At 44.0% G+C, this 22,626-nt stretch carries 2 protein-coding genes; both read right to left on the bottom strand.

The window, feature by feature from the left end; all coding sequences use genetic code 11:
- Positions 1–9 precede the first annotated feature (9 nt).
- A complete protein-coding gene (locus tag QZ995_RS08105; RefSeq protein ID WP_301805306.1) occupies positions 10–10,836 on the bottom strand; it encodes a non-ribosomal peptide synthetase in 10,827 nt (3,608 codons plus the stop codon).
- Between the two features lie 30 nt (positions 10,837–10,866).
- Positions 10,867–22,431 (bottom strand): non-ribosomal peptide synthetase, encoded by an 11,565-nt coding sequence (locus tag QZ995_RS08100; protein ID WP_301805303.1) that lies wholly within the window; start codon positions 22,429–22,431, stop codon positions 10,867–10,869.
- Between the last annotated feature and the right edge of the window lie 195 nt (positions 22,432–22,626).

Here is a 22,626-nt window from a genome sequence, read left to right as displayed (position 1 = left end):
ATCACTTGATCACAGCTTATCTTCTAAGAGTGAAAAAATGTTTTCCACTTCCTCCATCTCCAGATCGCTCGCACTAAAATCACTTGGAGTTCGAATTGTCTCTTTCTGAGAAACGCAATGCTCAATGACGGCACGCAAGTCACTATGGAACCGATTCATCCAATACATGATCGTGTCTTCTGTGAACTCGTAGGGATGATAGGAGCATGTCATAATAAGCTGACCCTTGCGAATTAGTCCACTGATCATAAGAGCATAGGGAGACATAGAATCAGGTGATATCTGATTACCCATCGAATAAGGAGATGTCTGAATCGACGAGGGGCTGTTTTCATTATCAAATTGTCCTAAGTAGTTAAAAGCTATCTGTGGTGCTAGCGAAAATGTAAGCCCCTTACGAAGCTCTTTTTTCGTCAAGTATCGGAGCATTCCATACCCAATGCCTTTATTAGGGATTGTACGCAGCTGCTCTTTAACAGACCTAATCGAAGCTGAGATATCCTCCTCATCCATCTGAAAGACAACAGGATATTGAGTGGTAAACCAGCCTACAGTGCGGGAGATGCTCAGATTCGGCAAAATCTCCTCTCGTCCGTGCCCTTCCAGCAACACTCCCACTTGGGAGCTCTTCGTCCAAAATCGAAGGCTTAGCGCCAGCGCAGTTAGTAAAATATCGTTGATTTCCGTCAGATAAGCTTGATGTACCTTCGTTGTTAGCTTAATCGTGTCTTCTGCTGACAGCTCAAATGAGTAGCTAACAAGCTCTTTTTGCCTTCTTTTTTGTATCACGCGATCCCTTGGCAATGGCGTAAGCTCCAAGCTCTCTACGTGCGACCAATAAGGGAGCTGCTGAAGAAAGTCTTCTGTATTGGCATATTCTTTTAGCTTTTGCGACCATTCCAGAAAAGAATTTGTTTTTTCCGTTAGTAAAGGCACCTGTCCCTGTTCAATCTGAGCATATGTTTGAGCAAAATCCTCTAATAAAATCCTCCATGACACCCCATCTATTACCAAGTGATGAATAATGATCAGCAAATGATCCCCATCCGATGCATGATAAAGTGCCAGTTTTACTAGGGGGCCGGACTGTAGCTGTAAACTCTCCTGCATCTTATCGGCATGTTCTTCAATGGCTTGGGCTGGATGCTGATGATGGCGAACATCAACCTCGACTATTTGAAACGCCTCGCGGTTTGTTCCAGCATTATAGGGACGAATTAATTCAGACGAGATGTCATACACCATGCGAAGGGCATCGTGGTGACGTACTAGGTGCTGAAAGCTTTGGTGAACGATTTTTTTATGAAGACCATGAGACGAGTGAATCATCATAGATTGGTTCCAATGATGCTGATTGGTGAATTGTTGTTCAAAAAACCACCGTTGAATCGGTGTCAGCACTGCTTCCCCTTCTACTGGCCCTTGATTTGCTTGTGCCCCCTTTATCCATTGCAGATGTGAAGCTACTTGTTCAATAGTGGGAGAACGAAACAGCTCCTTCATCTCAAGCTTCCAGCCTTGTTTATATAAACGACTGGACATCTTGATGGCTTTGATGGAATCTCCCCCCAGCCAAAAGAAATGATCGGTGATGCCGATTCGTTCGACGCCTAAGACCTCTTGCCAAACCTCTACAAGAAGACGCTCCTTCTCATCGCGTGGGGCCTGATATCGTTCTGTTTGTGTCAATAAGTTGATAGCTGGCAATGAGGAGCGGTCTATCTTTCCATTGTGATTGAGCGGAATCTGGCTGATTTCTTGCCAGTACGTTGGAATCATAAATTCCGGTAATACACGAAGGAGATCTGCTCGCAGTTTCATAGGCTCCATTCTATCTGCCGGGACAATATAGGCACACAGGGACACTGCACCCTTTGCATCCATTCTATCTAAAACGGCTGCTGACTTGACCATTGGATGCTCAAGAAGCTGGCTCTCAATCTCGGCTAGCTCGATTCGATGCCCGCGAATCTTTACTTGCTGATCTATTCGTCCTGCATAATCGATCAGTCCATTTTCTGTCCATTTTGCTCGATCACCTGTTCGATACATTCGTTCGTTAGGATAAAATGGATCGGTAACAAAACGTTCGGCTGTTTCCTCTTGCCGATTTATATAGCCACGAGCTATCCCTTTGCCAGCAATGCACAGCTCTCCCGTCACTCCAATCGGAGCTAATTGATTCATTTCGTCTAGTATATAAACCCTTGTGTTATATACAGGTTTCCCGATTGCGATTGGATCTGCATTTGTGTCGATCACAGTGGACGTTGCTACAACTGTGGCCTCCGTCGGACCATAATTGTTTACTACTGTATAAGGAGTGGACAAAGCACGTTTTAGCTTTTCTCCTCCTGTTAACAAAATTCGCAGGGACAGAGAATGAGCCGGCAGTTCGATGAATTGTTCACATACCTGAGTCGGCAAAAAGCTGATCGTGATCTTTTCCTGCTCAAAAAATTTATGAAGCAGCATGAGATCATTTCGTATTTCCTCTTTTACCATGCAAACCGTTGCCCCAGCTAACCAATAGGGGAACATTTCCCATACAGAAGCATCAAAGCTGAAACCAGAGAATTTAGCAGATCGATCCTGCTGTGTTACGTTGAAAGTATGATTATGCCAGTAGCAAAGATTGACTAGCGAATGCTGTTCGATCATTACTCCTTTCGACATTCCAGTCGTCCCAGACGTATAAATAACATAAGCCAAGTCATTTACAGAAGCTTTTCCTTTTGGATTTGCTGCATCAAATGGTTCTTCTGGACAATCTCTTACACAGTCTTCAATCCAAATTACTTCGCCGTGATAGTGTTCCGGCACTCGTAATCCTGCTTGAATTAATAGGCAGGAAGCTTCACTGTCCTCTAGCATGTAAGAAATACGTTCAGAGGGATATTTGGGGTCAAGCGGGAGAAAGGCCGCACCCGTTTTTACAATTGCTAGAACACCCTGTGCCATTTGTAGCGATGGTTTAACCATAATTCCTACCCGCTGATTCGGTCTTATCCCCTTTTGAATCAGCACGTGCGCTAACCGGTTTGCCTGAGTATTTAATTGGCGATATGTCCATTCAGATGCTTCATACCTCACAGCGATTCCATCGGGTGTCAGCAAAACCTGCTCTTCAAACATTTCCTTGACGGTTTTGTTTGACGGTAGATCGGCAGCAGTTTGATTCCAATCCTCAAGAAGCCTCTTTCGTTCCTCTTCTCCGATTAGATCAATCTCTCCGATCGTAACATCTGGATGATGGACAACCTGTTGAATAATCGTCAGCAAATACCTGCTCCATCGTTTTATGGTCTCACGTTTAAATAAGACGGTACTATATTCAAATTGCAGCATGAGACACTCCGGCTGCTCAGCTGCAGCGAGAGTCAGATCAAATTTTGTTGTTCGGTGCTCTAATGTATAAGGAGTAATTGTAAGGCCGTCTAAATTCAACGCAGGTAACTCCATATTAGCTAGCGTCATCATTACATTCACAAGCGGGCTGTGACTCATATCCCGTTCCAGATGCAATTTACCAATCAATTCCTCAAAGGGATAGTCTTGATTTTCAAAAGCTGCCAGGCTTGTTTCCTTAATTTCCTGTAGAAATTGAGCAAACGTTTTTTCAGACGTTGGCCGTGATCGTAGTACGACTGTGTTGACAAACATGCCTAGCATATCCTTCGTCTCGCCATGTGTTCTACCTGCTACGGCTGTGCCAACCAGCATATCTTCCTGTCGGGTGAGCTTGTGAAGAAGAACGTAGAAGCAGGCCAGCAGAAACATAAACAGCGTTGTTTGCGTATCCCCGGTTACTTGACGAATCCCCCTCGTGATTTCCTTGGTCGTCTGGAAGAGCAAAAGATCACCCGAAAAGCTTTGCACGAAAGGACGTTTATCATCTGCGGGCAATTCTAAAACATGCGGAGCCTTCCCAAGCTGTTGCAGCCAATAGCGTTCCTGGCGTTTCATCCATTCTTGGCGGAGAGAATCTGCCTGCCATACAGCATAATCCTTGTACTGTAAGCGTGGCAGCTCTGCATCCACGCCTGCATAAAATCGCGCAAGCTCCTTCACGATCAAAGTCGTAGACACTCCATCGGTAATAATATGGTGCATATCTAGTAAGAGCAGATGATGATCCTTCTGCAAACGAATTACTTTTGCCCGCAATAAAGGAGCTTCCTGAAAATGCATGGGACGCATAAATTGTCTTATGTGCTCCTCCACACTCTCTTTGCTGCCTTGTGTAAGCGGCAATTGAAAATGAACCTGTTTGTAGATGACCTGAGCCGGAATTCCCTGCTGTTCAACAAAAGCGGTACGCAGAATCATATGCCTATCTATCAACATCTGAAACGCTTGCTCAAGGCGTCGATGATCAAAGTCCCCATGAAGCATGAGAGCTTGCGGAAGGTGGTAGCTCATGTTCTGTAAATCCAGTTGCTGCAAGATATACATTCGTTTTTGCGCTGATGACAGCGGATAATACTCTTGGTCATCTGCAACCTCGATAGGGAGGTAGGTATTTATCTGGTTTTTCTCCTGTTGCTCAATATACCTTGCCAAATCTTGTAGAACAGGACGCTCAAATAACACACGAAGCGGCAATGTTCGCTTGGTTTCTTTTTGCAAAGAACTAATAAATGTCATTGCTCGCAAGGAGTGACCACCTAATGTAAAGAAATGATCCCGTCTCCCTACTCTAGCTACGCCTAGAATCTCCTGCCACATCCCTGCCAATAGCTTCTCCCATTTTGTTTGCGGCGCGACATATTCCCTCGGATCAGCTTTACTCTGCGGAGTGGGCAATGCTTTACGGTTCACTTTGCCATTGCTTGTCAGCGGAATGAATGGGATTTGTACAAAAAAGCTCGGAATCATATAACTAGGTAACTCTGTTTGGAGGAATTCACGCAATTTATCAACAGAAATGGTCTGATCTGCTGTGAAATAAACACATATGTCCTCTACGACTCCATGGTCTGGATAGGCAACAGCTATTGTTGACTTTATTTCCGGATACTTGTAGATTACTGCTTCCATTTCCCCTAGCTCAATCCGAAAGCCACGACATTTTACTTGGCGATCCATGCGCCCTAAGAATTCAATTTCGCCATCAGGCAACACTCTTGCTAGGTCACCTGTCCGATACCGAATCTGTTTGGTTTCTTTCGGGTTTGCAACAAACCTTTCAGCTGTCATCTCCGGGCTAGCCCAATATCCACGACCTACGCTAGGTCCTGAAATGCACAATTCCCCAGGAATGCCGACTGGTTGCACACGACCTCGCTCATCCACAACAAGAAGCTTATTTTCCCCTAATGCTCTTCCAATCGGTACATAAACTCTTTTCTCATTAGCAGCAGTCTCTCGTTGAACATGATGGTACGAAACATCTACACAACACTCTGTAGGCCCGTATACGTTGGTAAGAAGAGGAACCTGCTCTTGGTAAGTAAAGCGACGGTACCATTCCCTGACGGCCGAATAGGACAGGGCTTCTCCACCAATAATCAAATGGCGCAGCGACAGCGTATTTACATTGTCTACCTGGGCAAGCATTTGTAAATGGGCAGGTGTTCCATCGGTTATCTCAATGGCATTCTCTTGATAAAATCTCACCAGCTCAAACGGATCGGCACTACTCTCCTGTGGTACTACATAGAGTGTATGGCCTTGCAAGAGCGCAGCAAAAATCTGTTGAACAGAGGCATCAAAATGAAAGGGTGCTACCATAGCTACTTTAAGCCTTTGTGGATGCTTGGCATAAATATGCTTGCGCAGACCTGCGACCAAGTGGCAAACCTGTCGGTGCTCAATCATGACTCCTTTTGGTTTTCCTGTTGTACCAGACGTATAAATGAGGTAGGCTAAGTCTTCTATTTGATTGATTCGTTCAGGATTTTTCGTTCCTTTTGCCAGTCGAATCAGCTTCTTTATATCCAATATTTTCCCGTGGTTGCTATCTGGAAGCTGAGCAACGTATTTCTCCTTGGTCAACATAACGCAGGCTCGACTATCTTGAATCATATAGCCCAGGCGATCGGCCGGCCATTTTGGATCTAGAGGCAGATATGCCCCTCCTGATTTCAACACTGCAAGAATCCCTACAATCATTTCAATCGATCGATCCAGAAGAAGTCCTATGATTTCATTTCGTTCCACACCCCTATTCCTCAGCTCTAGGGCAACCCGGTTGGCCTGCTCATTTAACTCTTGATAGGTAACCATTTTACTTTCACAAAAAAGGGCTGGAGCATGTGGAGTCTGTCTTGCCTGATCTTCAAATTGAATGTGCAGTGGATCAGTCCGGAATGTCATATTTTCATCCATATTTTTGTCATAAGTCATTTCGTTATGATCATCTGGAGATATCAAGCATAGTTCATTTATGGGAAGCTCCGGATTATCCACAGCGCTTTTTAACAGCCGTAAAAAAAGCTTGGTGTAGCACTGAATGGTCTTAGGTGAATACAGATCAGTGCAGTATTCCCAATAAAATTGAAGTCCTTCTTCTCCTTTTACTGCTGTCAGCGTCATATCGAATTTGGCGGTAGGGTTTCGAAGTGGATAAGGGGTAATCGTAAGTCCCTCAAGTTGAAGCTTAGACAGCTTGTTGTCCTGGACATTTAACATGACCTGAAATAAAGGAGATCTACTCGTGTCACGCTCTAACGGAAGCTTCTCCACCAACTCCTCAAACGGAAAATTCTGATGTGAAAACGCCTGTAGACTGGACGCTTTTACCTCCTTCATATATTGCAAAAAAGTAAGCTCTCCTCTAGGCTGATTTTGCAGAGCCAGCGTATTTACAAACAATCCCGGGATTTTTTCCATGTCAGAATGCGTCCTACCCGCTATGGGCGTACCTACTACGATATCTTCCTGCCTGGTTAATTTAGCGAGAAAAATTTGAAATGTAGCGAGCAAAACCATAAATAGCGTACAGTGATTATCACTGCACCACTTGTCTAAGCGTTTGCTGTACGCGCTATCTAGCGTAAAGACACAGCGGTCTCCCGCGAAGCTTTGCAGAGCTGGTCGGGGATAATCAGTCGGTAAATGAAGGACTGGGATGTCATGAGCAAACTGCCCCAGCCAATATTCCTTGGAGGCCTCCATGCTTTCCTGATATTCCTGTTGCTTTTGCCATACAGCCACATCCTTGTAGTGAAGAAGGGGCTTTGGCACCTCTATGCCTCGGTATAATTGGATGAGGTCGTTAACAAAAAGCTCCATCGAGATGCCATCTGTAACAAGATGATGTATATCGATAAACAGGAGATGCTGTTGCGCTGATAAGCGAATAATTGTAGCGCGAAACAGCGGGGCTCTTTCCAAATCAAAAGGGAGTAACAGCTTCCAGAGCAGCTCGTCAATCGAATCCTCCATTTCCTCTATAACATCTACAGTTGCCTCCGCCTTAGAATGAATGCGTTGAACGAGTTCACCCTCCACCATGTGAAAAGAGGTTCGCAGGGTTTCGTGTCGATCAACCAACTGTTGTATTACAGAGATAAGGTGATTGGTGTCTACATTACCTTCTAGCAAAAGAGCAGTGGGGATGTTATAGGCTACAGACTCATGCTCCATTTGACTAACAATGTACATACGCCGTTGTGCGGATGAGACTGGATAGTTTAACATTTCCGGGGTAGGCAAAATAGGTGCGTAGTTACCCTTGATGGGCTGATTCTGAATATCCTGATTTTGCTTTGTTACGTAAGCGGCTAAAAGTCGAACAGTTGGATTTTCAAACAGCTGTCTGATGGGAACTTCTTTTCCCAGCTTTTGATGAATGCTGGACGTGAGCATCATGGCCTTTAATGAATGCCCGCCTAACTCATGAAAAGAATCATCTAAGCCCGCGTGTTTAACTTGCAGGACTTCCTTCCAAATCTCAGCAATTGCGATTTCCATTTCCGTCATAGACTCATTTTGTTGGGGGGTAGTCTGAATTTGCTCCGGCTGAAAGGTTGGTTTTGGTAGCGCTTTGCGATCCACTTTACCACTAGCCGTTAGAGGGAATTGATCCATTATTGTATAGGTGTGGGGAAGCATATAAGGGGCGATTTTTTGCTGCAAAGATGCTTTAACGTGTGATAAAGAAAAGCTGTCCTTCACCAGAAGATATGCACATAGCACATTCTGCATGGAGCTGTCCGTCCAGACCGATACAACCGCTTCTTTTACCCCTTCGCACGAATAAATAGCCTGCTCAATTTCTCCTAGTTCTACACGATAACCGCGGATTTTTACTTGATCGTCCATCCGATCCTTGAATTCTATTGTGCCATTTGCTAGCCATCTCACCAGGTCTCCTGTTTTATACATAACAGCGCCTTTCGTAAAGGGAGTGGTTATGAAACGTGCTTGCATCTCCTCCGGTCGATTTACGTAGCCTTTTGCCAGGCCTTTACCTACAATGCACAATTCTCCAATCGCCCCAATCGGCTGGAGCTGCCCTTGTTTCCCTATAATGTATACTTTGGTATTGGCAACTGGTCGGCCAATCGTAATCTCATCGGGACTCATCCGACGCAGGATAGTGGTGTTTACGCTATTTTCCGTTGGACCATACTCATTGATTAATTCAATAGCGGCGTTTTTCTCCTGAGTCCGCTTCAGGAGAGCAGGAAATACCTTTTCTCCCCCAAGCGTAACCATTCGCAGAGAGCTTGCCTGTGTACTCGTGATTGCCTCGATAATGGTAGAGAAGAGTCCAGGAACACTAAATAGATAGGTTACTTGGTTCGCCTCGATTAGTCGGCAAATGGCAAGGGGATTCTGATAATCGTCCTCGGAAACAAGCACGTTTGCAGATCCAGATAACAGCGGGGTGAACAAACTAGTGACGAAAGCATCGAACGAGTAAGCAAGCACTTGTAAAGCAACGTCTTCCTGCGTAAAACCATATTCCTCTCTTCTCCATTGCAACCGGTCCGCTATACTGTGATGCTCGATTAAAACACCTTTAGGCTGACCTGCTGTTCCTGATGTATATATGACATAGGCTAAGCTTCCCGGTTGTTCTGGCAAGAGCAAGTTAGCATTGTCATACTCAGCGATCCTTTGATCCTCAATGTCAACCCTTTTACCTGTAAAAGCGATAGATTGTAGAAATTCAGCCTGTGCCAGCAGAACCTTGGCTTCGCAATCCTTTAACATGAACTGGATTCGTTGATCGGGTAGGGCAGGATCGATAGGCAGGTAGGCACCACCCGCCTTTAATGTTGCTAGAATTGCGATTACCTGTAAACAGCCCCGCCTGCTCATGATTCCTACTATCGTATCGTTTCTTACTCCTTTATCTCGCAATAAACGCGCAAGCTGATTGGCTGCTTGGTTCAGTTGATTATACGTATATTTATGTTTCCCCATGATCAGTGCCACCTGATGAGGGGTTCTTTCGACCTGTTCTTCAAAAAGAGCATGCAGTGTCCGATCTGGGTAATTAACAGTGGTATTGGTAAACTCTTCCAGAAGAGTATGTGTTTCGTTCGGTGTTAACAAATCAATGTCCTCTAAGAGTATTTCTGGCTGTTTCACGATACATTTGGCAATTTGCTTTACATGTTCAAGCATATGCTGGATGTCAAGCTGATCAAACTTATGAGCATTATACATCGCTTTTAACGTCCAGCTCTTTCCTGGAAACACAGAAAGCGTGAAGTCAAAATTTGTTTGTTCATAAGCGTTTATTACTTTTGCTGTAAATCCTAGTCTTCCTCCCCATTCCTCACTCTCTAGCTTTTGATCAAATGGATAATTTTCATACGCAATTAGATGCTGCACTAGCCCCTTCTGTGCTGCCGTCAGCTTTTGTATCTCGTACAGGGGGAGATATTCATATTCCTTCGCTTCCAGCGCTTGCTTGTGTACCCACTGAAGCAATTGTGCAAAGGTTTGTTTCTCATGCATCTGAATCCGTACAGGAATCGTGTTGATAAACAAGCCCACCATGCTCGCGATGCCGGGAATTGTAGAGGGGCGTCCCGAAACTACCGTTCCAAATGCAACATCATCATGATTATTATATCTGCCGAGCTGAATGCCCCACATTGTATGAAGCAGTGTTGAAGGCGTTACCTGATAGCGATCCGCAACGAGCAGTAACGCTTCTGTCAGAGTCTCCTCCCATTCTGACGTATATTCGGCATGCTTATAAACAGCAGTTGCAGCTGGGGCAAGCTTTTGTTCTAATAAGGTGCTGGGATGTTCAAAACTAGAAACTCGATTTTTCCAAAACGTTACTGCCTCCGTCTGATCTTGTTGCTTTAACCATTTCACATAGTCTCCAAAATCTCGCTGAGAAAAGGAAGGTAAAGGTTGCCCGAATCGGAGTGCTTCGTAGCTGGCAAATAACCTTTGGATCAAGAGTCCCTGACTCCACCCATCCAGTACAATATGATGATTGGACCAGATTAGCTGATAGGATTGATCTGCTAGGAAAAAGACGGCTAGGCGGATCAGGACATCTCTTTCCAAATGAAACCCTCTTTTTTTATCGTTTTCCATATACGTACGAATATGACGTTGCTGTTCCTCTGACGTCAGATGTATGAGATCTTCTATCCAAAAATCAGCTTTGCGTGTTGTCAAGACGATCTGACGCGGCCGGGACAGGTCTTGATAGACGAACGCTGTACGAAGCACATCATGAGTATCCATGATATGCTGCAAGCTCTTTTCTAACAGGACAGCATCAAGCTGTCCTGTTAGGTGCAAATTCAACTGAATCACATACGCTAAGGAATCCGAATCAAGCTCAGCATGGTAAAGCATTCCCTCCTGCAAAGGTGTTAAGGGATACAATTTCTGAATTTTTGATTGCCCCATATGTCACCTCATTTAGAAAATGTTTGCCTTTCATTGAAACGATTGAAATAACTTATCCATCTCTTCTATGGTCAGTTCATCATCCCCGAAATCACTGGGTGTCCGCTGACTCTCCTTCTGTTCTGCACAATGCTTAATAATCATCAATAAATTTTCCTGAAGCCGCTCGCTGAAAACATGCATGGTCTGTTGTTTGTACATGTAAGGATGGTATGAGATTCGCATGTGAAGCCTCTCATTTTCTATAAATCCAACGATTTCAAGCGGAAATAATTTTTCCGATCTGGGACTGATGTTAGGACCTACAGAAAGCTCTGATCGAGTAAATAGTCCATTCCCTTCCCTTTGCTGAAATTGACCTAAGTAGTTAAAGCTAATCTCTGGAGTCAATTGCAAAGAAAGCCCCTGCTTGTTTCGCTTCTCCGTTACATATCGCAATATTCCGTAGCCGATTCCTTTATGAGGAATACTGCGAAGATGCTCTTTTATTTGCTTGATTTGAGAGGGAAGCTGACTAGCTTGTGTTACGGGAAGAATGACAGGATATTGACTGGTGAACCATCCAACCGTACGTGAGATGTTCATTCCTTCTATAATTTCTTCGCGTCCGTGCCCTTCCAGATTGATTAAGAATTGCTCTTCACCCGTCCAAGCATGTAAGGCTAAACCCAGAGCTGTTAACAGAATATCATTCATTTCGGTATGGTATGCTTGATGCACCTTTGTCAGTAATTCTAGCGTATCGTCTTTACTCAATTGAAATTGCAGATGCAGCTCCTCTTGTCTTTTACATGACTCGATTTCCCCGTCTTTTGGAAGACGAGGTACTGTTGTCTGCTCAATGCTTTTCCAGTACTCCATTTCTTTTACAAAAGCTTCGCTATTTGCATAGGCCGCTACATTTCTGGCCCATTCCTGATAAGAATGCGTTTTAGCAGGAAATATAATTTCTTCTCCCCGTTGTGCCTGATAGTAGCCTGCTGTAAAATCCTCTAGCAATATGCGCCAAGACACTCCATCCACCACTAAATGATGAATAACAAATAGGAGATAATCGCCTTCCTCGGAAGTAAAAAGCCCTGCTTTACATAAAGGTCCCTCTGCAACTGCCATACTTGCTTGCATCTGTGCCGCTTTTTGACACAGCATCTTCACTCGTGTTGCATAATCCCCTTGTAAGGGAGAGGTGATAAGCTGACACTCCAACATAGTTGGACCGTAATTATAAGCAATTACTTCTCCGGCTTCCCTTAGGAAGGCCATCCGAAGTGCATCGTGATGTTCCCACAGCTTTTGAATAACCTGCTTGGTTATCTGCAAATCAAAGCCTTCCTTGGCATAAAGCAGCATATCCTGATTCCAGTGATGCTCATCCGTGAACTGTTGTTCAAAAAACCAATGCTGAATCGGCGTAAGCAGCACTTCTCCCTCTACCGGAGATTGGTCAATGTGTGTCTGCGAAATTTTTTGCAAATAAGGCGCAACCTGTGCAATGCTCGGATACTGGAACAAATCCTTCATCTCAAGCTTTAAGCCTTGTTGATAGAGGCTGGCTGTCAATTGAATGGCTTTGATAGAGTCACCGCCAAGTGTAAAGAAGTTGTCATGAAGCCCGACTTTATCAATTCCTAGTGCTTGCTGCCAGTGATGGACGAGCAATTCCTCCTGCTCGCTCATGACTTCTGTCTCATATCCCGGATCTGAAGGAACTGGAGGCTGAGGCAATGCGTTGCGATCTACTTTTCCGTGAGCTGTCAGCGGTAAAACTTCTAATTGAACAAAGTAAGATGGCAGCATGTATTCAGGAAGAAAATGCGTAAGCTGCTGACGTATTTCCTCCGGGGTGATGGTCTGCTCTGCCGTGAAATAAGCAATCATATAAGGTTGATCACGTGCATCCTCCCGTACAATCACGACTGCTTCACGTACATCACTTACACGTAACAGCCTTGTCTCAATCTCTCCCAATTCTATTCGATAGCCTCTCACCTTAACCTGATGATCCACTCTGCCTAAAAAATGAATATTTCCATCGGGCAGCCATTTCGCTAAATCTCCTGTTCGATAAATTCTGTCTGATGGCACAAACGGGTTTTCAATGAATGTATCACGGGTTAATTCAGGGCGGTGAAGATATCCGCGCCCGACTCCATCCCCCCCAACGTATAGCTCGCCTGCCACACCGATAGGCTGAAGCTGATTACTTCGATTCAAAATATAAACCGTAGAATTTCCTATCGGTTTTCCTATGGGAATTACATCCTGATATTCCTCATGAATGGGCATAATCGTCGAAAATGTTGTGTTCTCTGTTGGGCCATATGCGTTCCAGATCTTCAAGGCTGGACAATCTCGTCTGACTCGATTGATATAATGCGGAACAAGGACATCTCCCCCGACAATCAAATGCTGAAGTGGCGCAAACATCAAGGGATTTTGCTCAGCAAATTGATGAAACAGCGGCGATATCAGAAACATCGTGGTGATGCCATGCTTATCAAGAAACTGGGTAAATGCCTGCACATCTAGAAGCTTCTCTTTTTCAATCAGATACAGAGCAGAGCCATGCAACAAGCTACCAAACACCTCAAACGTACTGGCATCAAAACTCAAGGACCCCGTTTGGACCACTCGATGATTTTCATGGAAAGGCATATAACGGGTATTGTATACAAGTCGAATGATATTTCTGTGCTCAATCATTACGCCCTTTGGATTGCCTGTAGAGCCTGATGTATACATGACATAGGCCAAATCTGTAGGGTGATTCTCGTTGGGTAGATTCTCTGTCGATACCGCTGCTTCATAGGGATCATCAGCATATAAAAGGGGCACTCCTTCAAAGCGGTTTGCTAATCGACGCTGTGTAAGCAAGAGAGACGCTTTGCTGTCTTCGAGCAAATAGCGAATCCGTTCTTCAGGATAATGGGGATCAATAGGTAGATATGCAGCTCCCGATTTTAAAACGGCAAGGATGCTAATAATCATCTCAAAAGATGAGTCAAACGAAATTCCGACTATTCCCTCCCGTGCAACTCCGTGCTTTACAAGACGGTGGGCTAAACGGTTTGATCGTTCATTAAGCTGTCTGTATGTCAGGTGTTGATTTTCATAGACAATCGCTGTACGCTCAGGGTTTCGTTTTACCTGTTCCTCAAATAGGAGGGGAATGGTCTGCTCATAAGGATAGTCCTCTTTTGTATCGTTAATCATCTTCAATAGCTTCTGTTGTTCGTTCTGTGACAAAAGTCGCAGCTTCCCAATTTCCGTTGATGTTTCCAAGCCCACATGCTCAAGTAAAGCAAGAAAATACTCACCCCATCGCTTTATCGTCTGCATTGAGATTTGATTTGCGTCATAGTTCATTTGTACAGATAGCTCTTCTTTTGCTTCCATAATCAGTAAGGACAGCACAGATGATTCATCTATAATTGGCCCCTTAGAAGGAGGGTATTCTTCTATATCATCTGTAGCATACATGAACGCAGTGCTACATAAAGGACGTTTTAACTGCTCCTTCAGGTGCAATGCTTGTTTTTTCCAGTCATCGTTTAACCCCTGTCGATGTACATAGGATTGATGAAGGGCATGGTGTAATTCACGAGCAAATTCATTAAAGGCTTTCTCTTCTCGCGGGGTTGTTCTAATTGGAAATAACCAGCTTCGTTCAAAATCCATTTCAGAATAATCTATAAATGCAATGGCTATCTCCTCCTGATTAGTCATTCGGGCCAGCCAAGAGGAATACGCCGTAAAGAAAAGCGTTGATAACGGAATATTCTCGGATTTTGCAAACTGAACAAGACGTTGTGCGATATCCTTTTTTACCGTTATTTTAGTAGATTGAAGCACGGCTTCTTTTCCAGACTTCGAACTCTGTATATCTGTGGGTAGCTTTAGCAAAGGCCAGTCTTCCGACAATTGTGATGTCCAGTACGCTCTGCGCCTCTCACTAAACTCCTCGCCAGTAGAAACTTCGATCTCACTGAGCTGCCAATCAGGATGTGCAAGCATACACTCCAATACACGTATATACTGCTCTGTAAATGAGATGATCTGCTCTTGTTCAAAAAGCGCTGTGCTATATTCCACATAAATCTTCAATCTTTTATTGACTTCTCTAACCATAAATGTGACATCGTACTTGGCAATTTTGTTGAGAACAGGATACGGTTCTAGCATACTTTTTTCAAGCCTCACCTCCTCTAACTCCATGTTTTGCAGAGCAAATACCGTGTCAAACAAAGGACTTCGGCTTGGATCCCGCTGCATGCCTATTTTTTCCACAAGCAGCTCCAAGGGATAATCCTGATGCTCAAAGGCTTGTAGCACCGTCTCTTTGACTTCCATTATAAAATCCTTACATGTTTTCCTATCTGACGGGCTGCTGCGTATTGGGAGCATCCCAACAAACATTCCTACCATTTGTTGTACCTCGGGAAGTCTTCTACCTGCGATCGGAGTGCCGACTATGATATCCGTTTGCCCGCTATTTTGATGCAGGAATGTAATATAAGCGGCAAGAAGCACCATAAATGGGGTTGTTCCTGTTTGAGCACAGTATGCCTGCAAGCGTGCCATTAACTCTTCACTAATCTCGTTTGTCAGGAAATCACCCTCGTAGCTTTTCAATGCAGGGCGTTCTTTACTAGTTTTCCAGTTCAGCGGGGGAACCTGATTGGCAAATATGTTCATCCAATAGTTCTCCTGCTTTTGCCTATCTGAAGAGGTGAGCCATTGATTTTGCCAAGCTGCAAACTCTTTATAGCCAAAAACCGGTGCAGGAATCTCCTCTCCGCCATAAAGCTGGCTTAGCTCGTTCAGAAGGATTCCCAAAGAGGTTCCATCCGCCACGATATGATGAAAATCGAGAAAGAGAACATTGCGCTTATCTGCCAAATGAACGAGTTCTGCTCGAAAAAGCGGTGCTTTTTTGAGCTGAAATGGCTGGATAAATGCAGAAAATAACTCACCTATTTCCCTTTCACTTGTTACTTTTCGCCAAGGCAGCGTGAAATCTATTTTATGATGAATGCTTTGAACTACTTTGCCTGACACGGTATGAAAGGAGGTTCGCAGTGCTTCATGCCGCATAATCAACTGCTGCAAAGCCTGTTCTAAGCGCCCATGCTCCAGAGGCTCATCACTGATTAAGGCAATAGGAATATGATAAGCGGTTCCACCGCCCTCCAATTCACTGATTGCATACAGACGCTTTTGAGACGAGGAAACCGGATAAAAGGGGCGTTGGGGTAAGGACGTGATTCTTGGCTGATCATGTTTTGGGGAGCGTTCTGCATAATTAGCAATCTCTTGAATATTTTCTGCTTCAAAAATCACCCGCAACGGTATCTCTACACCCATCTGCTCGGCAAATTTGGAAATAAACATCATCGCTTTAAGCGAATGACCTCCACGAGCAAAAAAGTGATCGTTCATTCCCACCTGCTCACAAGCAAGCACTTCCTGCATTACCTGTACCACAGCCTTCTCCATGGTGCTAATAGGCGGTCGATAAGCATCATTTTCTTCCCTCTCTGCTGCTTCTATGGACAATAGTGCCCTGCGATCCACTTTTCCAATCCCAGTCAATGGAATGTTATCTAGCTGTACGATTCGTGTAGGCATCATATAAACAGGTAACTGCCTACTGAGATGTTCTCGAACTTCTTCACTGGGTATCAACCGATCAGCAACAAAATAAGCGAGCAATTCCATATCTTTCCCGGTTCGATTAACTGCGATTACTACCGCCTCTCGAATCGCTTCATGCTTCGTTATTTGATGCTCGATCTCTCCCAGCTCGATCCGATGCCCTCTGACTTTTACCTGCATGTCAGCTCGACCAACATATTCAATGTTGCCGTCCGGTAATAATCTCGCTAAATCTCCCGTGCGATACATACGGTTATGAGGATAGATAGGAGAGAAAATAAATCGTTCTGCTGTCAGTTCAGGACGATTCCAATACCCCAGAACCAGCCCAGCTCCTCCAAGACAAAGCTCACCCACTACACCGATCGGGTTAAGCTGCCCCCATGCATTTACGATATAAACCGATGTATCATTGATTGGTTTACCGATGGGAATAAACGCTGCGGACTTCGAGACCTTCTGTACTGGATAAAAGGTGGCGAATATCGAGCTCTCAGAAGGGCCATAGACGTGAATCAGTTTATCTGTTCCCAATGCTTTCACTGCTTCGCGCACGTGTTCCACAGAGGCACGTTCCCCTCCGAACAAAATCTTTCGCACGTTTTTGAAGCATTCCAGTTTACTATCCACCATCACATTAAACAATGCGGTCGTCATAAACAGAACACTAATACGTTCTTTTTCTATTAGCTGCGATAGCTGATTGATATCTAGCGTCTGTTCCTTTGTGGCCACCACAAGTCTGGATCCATTCAATAAAGCAGCAAAGATATCGAACAAATAACCATCAAACACATAATTAGATAGAGACAATACAGCGTCTGATTCATCCAGCGTCAAATAATTCATATTATGAGTGACCCGGATTATATTTTGGTGCATCACCATGTTTCCCTTAGGCAAGCCTGTTGTTCCAGAGGTGTACGTAATGGTGATCATATCGCTTGCTTTCATTTCTTGCCCTACATTTGTTGATTCCCCTTCATACAAGGAAGCATCCTCTGCATACAATTTTTGTCCTGAAAATCTGATCTGCTCCAGAAGGAAGTCCTGACAACGTTGAGTGATAAGTAAACTCGCCTTGCTATCTGCTAAAAGATAAGAAAGCCGCTCGGCAGGGTGCTCTATATCCAGCGGCATAAAAATCCCGCCTGCTTTCACAATCGCCACCGTGGTGACTACCATGTCAATAGACCTCTCCATTAGCATTGCTACAACCGTTCCTGCCTTAGTCCCTTTAGCTATCAGTGCACGAGCCAATTGATTTGCTCGTTCATTTATTTCGCGATATGTCATACTTGCTCCAAGACACTGCACAGCGACTTGATCGGGAGTTTTGTTTACTTGTTCTTCAAACAAGCTTACCAAGGTCTGATCGGGCAAATGAGAGTCAACCTGAGAATGGATAGATAAGACCTGCTCTCTTTCCTCGGGTGACATCAACGAAATCCCAGATATCGGAGCATCGGAGGCTAGTGTTAACGTTTGGAGGAGATAAACATAGTGGCCCAGCATACGTTTCATACTTTCGTTCGTAAACAGATTCGTGTTATAGTCCAGATCAATGCGTAGACCTGCCTGCTCCTCTTGCACCTGCATGGTTATATCAAATTTAGCAACGCGAAAATTTGTTTCAATTACCTCCAAACTCAAATCTGGAAAAGCTGGCAGCTCTGCTAAAGAGCTTTGCAGAATAAACATCGTATCGAACAAAGGATGCCTGCTTAAATCCCGCTCTACCTTAAGTTTTTCCAATAGCCACTCAAACGGGTAATCCTGATGTTCAAAAGCACCCAGTACGCATTTCTGTAACTCTTTTAAGAAATCAGCAAAGGTTTTTGATGAATCAAGCTTGGCAAAAATAGCTACAGTATTTACAAACATGCCCATGATTTTCTCCGTATCAGGGTGATTCCTTCCCGCTACAGGGGTCCCTACAACGAATTCCTCTTGCCCGGTGTATTTGGCAAGCAATACATAATAGGCGGCCAGCATAACCATATAAAGCGTGGTATCGCTTTGTTCCGCTACCTGCTGTAAATATAGCTTCTGTTCTTTGTTTAGCCAAAAAGTAACTCTGTCTCCATCAAAAGTTTGAATCGCCGGTCTTGGATAATCTGTTGGCAATTGGAGTACCGGAGGCTCATCTCTAAAACGCTCTAGCCAGTAGCCCTCCAGCCCTGTCAATAATTCTATACGGGATTCTTGCCAGCATACATAATCCTTATAATGCAGCGCCGGTTCTGGTAGCTGTTCATTTGCATACAGCTTTGCCATTTCGTTACACAGAAGCTGAATTGTTACACCATCGGAAATAATATGATGCATATCAAACATCATGACATGCTCTGTTTCATTGATTGAAACAATTCCTACACGTAAAAGCGGGGCTGTATGAAGGGGGAAGGGCTTAATAAATTCTGCCAGGCTTGTATTCAAGCTCTCTTTTGCAGCACCCAATCGCTCGATGGATAGTGAAGCCTCTTCATGTATCTTCTGGTAGGGAACACCCTCTCTCGTAACAAAGGCGGTTCGCAATACTTCATGACGTTTTATCACTTCATTCAAGGCTTTTTCTAAACGCTCGATATCAAGAAAACCCTTTAGGTGCAGCATGGCTGGCATATTATAAACAGTCGACTCTCCATTTACCTGACTGGATAAATAGATGCGGCGCTGAGCAAAGGAAAGGGGATAGACATCGCTTGTAGTAGCTGACTTTATCTTGTTATAGAAATGTCCCTTCTTAGCCTTCTGATTTTGAATATAGTGAGCCATGAAATGAATTGTCGGGCATTCAAACAAGGCCCGGATTGGCATCTCTACTCCCCATTCCTTGCAAAGTCGGTTAAGTAATTTCATCGCTTTAAGCGAATGCCCTCCCGTTTCAAAAAAGGAATCATGGATGCCGATCTCTTCAATACCCAAAACCTCTCTCCATAAGAGGAGCAAACGACGTTCTGTCTCGTTCTCTGGCATGGCGATATCTTTGTCACACACAAGAGACCTCTTTTGCTGTGCTAGTTCTTGCCGATTAATTTTCCCATTGGAGGTTAATGGTAGCTGATCCATGATGATAAAATGGGTAGGAATCATATAGGAAGGCAACTGAGCAGCCAGTGAGCTTCGTAGCACGGCAATCGCAGGAGGCTTTTCTCTATGTTCAGGCACAACAAAAGCACACAGCTCCCGCTCTCCCTGACGATCCAAAAGAGCCAGCACTACCGCTTTTTGAACATCTGGGTGACGAAGCAGGGTAGCCTCAATTTCACCTAGTTCGATGCGAAAGCCGCGAATCTTCACCTGATCATCTGCTCTTCCCAAAAATTCTAGATTCCCATCTGGCATCCATCGCGCCAAATCTCCTGTGCAAAACATTCTTTCCTGTAAATCAAATGGATTACCAACGAATTTTTCTGCGGTTAGCTTTTGTAAATTCAGATAGCCACGCCCTACACTGTCTCCAGCAATGCAGAGCTCTCCGACTGCTCCATAAGGTAACAGCCTGCGATTTTTATCTAAGATATAAAGTCGATTATTACCAAAACCATTGCCTATAGGAACGTAAGTACTATTCGCTGCAACAGGAGAGAGTGCTTCACTGGGAAGATCATAGGTAGTCACGTCAACGCAGCATTCTGTAGGACCATACACATTGGTGATTCTCGGTGTTACAGCGCCCGCTTCCTTACATTTCTCCTTCCATTTCCATACACTGTCCCACGGAAGAGCTTCCCCTCCCACCAGCATATGCTTCAGAAACATTCCATTAACATTCTCTGCTTCCAGCAATAACTGAAGGTGGGCAGGTGTAGCATCTGTGATCTCAATTTGATGTGTTTTATAAAACTCGGTCAATGCTGATCCATTCATAAGGGAAACAGTAGGAGCGATGTGGAGTGTATGCCCATACAAAAGGGAAACAAAAATTTGTTGAACAGATGCATCAAAATGTAGCGGGGCGAGTAAGGCGATTTGCAATGGATGCTCATATTGCCAATAAATCCGTTTTTGCAAGCCTTCCAAAAGATGATTCACCTGTCTATGCTCAATCATAACGCCCTTAGGTTTACCCGTCGTTCCAGAGGTATAAAGAATGTAGGCAAGCCGGTCAGGATTAGACTGATTTAAAAGCGATGGGTTCCTAAAATTCGTGCCATGACAGTCGGCTAGGTTTGTTTCCTTGCAGCATAGCAGCTCTTCTGTAAACAGAATGTTCTTAACCCCTTCTGCGTGGTTTAGCCAATCTACTTTTTCCTCTGTGATAAGCATCGTTACTTGAGCATCCTCGATAATATATTGTAACCGTTTTGCAGGAGCTGTTGGGTCAAGCGGTACATAAGCTCCTCCTGCCTTTAACACAGCAAGTATCGCGATGATTATTTTTTCGGTGCGTTCCATGAAAATCGCGACAGGTTCGTCTGCCTTTATTCCTTGAGCTTGTAAATATCGGCTTACCTGATCGACTCGCTCATGTACATCCTGAAAACTCAAGCATATGTCATCAAATACGATTGCTGGCTGGGTCGGATGTTTTTTCACTTGTTGATCGAACCTATCTGATAATGTTAATTCATTCACAGGCTCTTCTGTATGCCGCCTAGCGGGTTGCAAAAGAAGGTCTCTGTCCTCTAGCGGGCATAGCTCCATTTCCGTAATTTTAGCAGATGTTGAAATAGCCTCTTCTAACAGCATGATAAGGCAACGATAAAGACGATCTATGTCCTCATGTGTAAATAATTCTGTTGCATAATCAATATCTATGACTAGCCTTCCTTGATCTATGTATTCCTTGATGTGGATAGAAAAATCGTTAGCCTCTTCCCCTGAAAAAAGTACTTCTGCTTCTAAGGCATACTCTCGTTCTTTCATTTGGACAGCTTGAAATTCCAAGGTATGAGCAAACAGCCTGTTTAACCCTGCTTGTTTTTCTCGTAAATCCTGCAGTAAGAGATTATAAGGGTATTTTTGATGGCGAATAATTGCTGCTTGAATTTTATTTAATCGCTGAGCTGTGGTGAGAAAATCGTCGGATTCTCTAAGCTCAAAACGTATGGGAACCGTTGAAACAAACATTCCCAGCATTTGTTTTTCTGCTGCATTCGTGCGATTTGCCAGAAAGGTTCCAATCACTTGATCAGTTTGGCCAGTCATTCGATATACGTAGATATAGAGAAGGGAGAGAAAGAAAGTGTGTGGGCTTATGCGGTGTTCAGAGCAGAAGTCTTTCATGCCTTGATGGAGGATGTGAGGAATTGTGTTGGTAAAACGCTTTGCCTTGATATGTGAGCGATGGCCTTCCTTGATGGTAAGCCGAGCTACCTCAGGAATATCTTGAAAGGTCGTGTTCCAAAACCTTTTGTCTTTTTGAAATCGTTCAGAGGTAATATAGGCCATCTCACTTTGTACATATTCCAAATAAGAGGGAAAGGATGCAGATTCAGCTTTCTTCCTTGCAACAAGCTGTTCGTATGTATCAAGGATGTGGTTAGCAATCATCACTAGGGAAATCCCATCCATGATAATATGATGGACTTTGAAAAAAATCCACCCCTCCTCCTCATTGATTTTGCAGATGGCAGAGGAAAACAAATCATGCTCATACAAAGTCATCGGATTCTGTGCTTCCTGCTGACACCATTTTAGACCTCGGATTCTGTCTTGTTCGCAGGTCACAGGTATGCGTTTTATAGGAAACCTCTCATATTTCCCTTGGTATTGATAGGGTTCTCCGTCCTGATTCACCATGATTTTAATCCGTAATGAATCAAAAAAACGAACTGTCTCATGCAAAGATGAAATGAGATGATCATCCCGTACACCCTTGTGGTCCTTTATTTTTAAAAGAAAGCTTAGATTGGAAATGCTTGTTCCGGGATAAAGCTGTTCCGTATACCAAATTCGCTTTTGAGCTTGCGTCAAAGGAAAATATCCTTGCATAAATACCCCCCTTTATGCTAACAATCACAAGTTTACCCATTTGTTTACTTGGTTTAATTTCCCTATACACTTGAAAACAGCTTACTACTTTTCCACTTATATGCTACATATATACAAGTTATTTTTAGAAAAGATGCCTTTTATTAAAACAGGATTTTTTTACTACAAAATATCTAAAACTACACTAGCTCCAAA

Origin of the sequence: Brevibacillus laterosporus (assembly GCF_030489605.1) — a bacterium.
In the GTDB taxonomy this organism is placed as follows: Bacteria; Bacillota; Bacilli; order Brevibacillales; family Brevibacillaceae; genus Brevibacillus_B; species Brevibacillus_B laterosporus_E.
Note: the sequence above shows the minus strand (reverse complement) of the source record. Positions and strands in the feature narration are given on the sequence as shown.

Coding starts and splice junctions, on each gene's coding strand:
- QZ995_RS08105 (WP_301805306.1), bottom strand. CDS start 10,836: ATGGGGCAATCAAAAATTCAGAAATTGTATCCCTTAACACCTTTGCAG.
- QZ995_RS08100 (WP_301805303.1), bottom strand. CDS start 22,431: ATGCAAGGATATTTTCCTTTGACGCAAGCTCAAAAGCGAATTTGGTAT.